Genomic DNA, 1,279 nt, shown 5'->3' on the forward strand with positions numbered 1-1,279 from the left:
CCGCCTCGCCGTGGGCGGGGCTGTGCAGCGGCGGCGGTGCGGCCGGCAGCGCGGCCTGGGCGGTGGGGACGGTGCCGCGCGGCCCGGCGGCGAGTTCCGCCGGGCTGACCGGTGTCTCGGCGGTGATTCCGGCCTCGCCGAGGGCGAGGGCGGCCTGGGTGGCGCTCAGCGGGGTCAGGCCGGCGGGCAGCAGGAGGTAGTGGACGGTCCTGCCGTCGGCGCCGCGCGCGGCGAACAGCTGCCCGAGGGTCGCCGGGCGGCCCCCGACCCCCGGCCCGGGTCCACCCCGGCCGGGCACGTCGACGGGGGTCAGCGCGGGCCCGGCGGGCACCAGCGCGAGCCATCCCGGGTCGACGGGCGTCACCTCGGCGCCGCCGTAGCCGAGCACGTCGGCGGCCCAGGGCCGGTCGAGCGCGAGTCGCTGACCGCGCCACAGCAGGTACTGCCGCCCGGCGGAGGACACCAGCACCGCGGCGTCGCCGGTCATCCGCCGGTCCGCCGGCGCGGGCGGCGCGCCGATGTCGATCCGCAGCGGCGCGTTCGAGCCCGCCGTCCCGCCCGAACCCGCCGTACCAGCCGGGACGGGTGCCGCGCACGCCCGCCACACGCCGGCGTTGAGCTTCTTCGCCGCGGGCAGCAGGTCGGGGGCGTCGGCGGTGCCGAGCGGGGCGCCGCGGGGCAGGGCGGCCAACCGCGAGCCGGCGACGCTGACGAGGTCGAGGGGGCCGTCGTAGGCGAGCTGGGCGGAGGCGATGTTGCGCACCGGGCGCAGTTCGCCGCCGGTGAGCAGGTACCGGCTGCCGGTGGACTTGTCGATGATGAGCTTGCCGGGCTGGCGCCAGGCGGTGGAGCCGCCGGAGAACAGCAGCGCCCACGCGGCGACGCCGAGGAGCATCGCGAGGGCCAGCAGCGTCCCGCCGAGTACCCCGCGGGTGTCGCGGCGGGTGGGCAGGTCGAGCGCGTCGGGTTCGGCGCGGACCAGCGCGCTGGTCAGGCGGGTCAGCAGGTAGCCGTGGGCGTCGACCTGGTCGCGGCGGGACTGCACGGCTCAGCCGATCCGGGCGCGGACCAGGCCGATGCCGCCGAGAAGGACGACGACCAGCGGGACGGCGAACACCAGCGTGGCGGTGTGCGCCCAGTCGCCGACGCGGCCCCACCGCGGGGTCAGCCGCCGGCGCGGCAGTAGGTGCGCGCCGAGGGCCGCCGCGAGCGCGAACAGCAGTGAGAGCGCGAAGTCCGCGCCCGGTCACCGACCCGGGTCACCAGCTCGCTGGAGGCC

At 78.7% G+C, this 1,279-nt stretch carries 2 protein-coding genes; both read right to left on the bottom strand.

Annotation, left to right across the window (positions count from 1 at the left end; translation table 11 throughout):
- Positions 1 to 1,045: type VII secretion protein EccB (gene eccB, locus MXD58_RS27840; protein ID WP_250611137.1), on the bottom strand; the 1,045-nt coding region annotated here is incomplete at its 3' end.
- A 3-nt stretch (positions 1,046 to 1,048) separates the two neighbouring features.
- The gene (locus tag MXD58_RS27845; protein ID WP_308302064.1) at positions 1,049 to 1,222 is read right to left on the bottom strand and encodes a hypothetical protein; all 174 of its coding nucleotides are present in this window, start codon (positions 1,220 to 1,222) and stop codon (positions 1,049 to 1,051) included.
- Positions 1,223 to 1,279 lie beyond the last annotated feature (57 nt).

This window comes from Frankia sp. AgKG'84/4, from assembly GCF_023242965.2.
Lineage (GTDB): Bacteria > Actinomycetota > Actinomycetes > Frankiales > Frankiaceae > Frankia.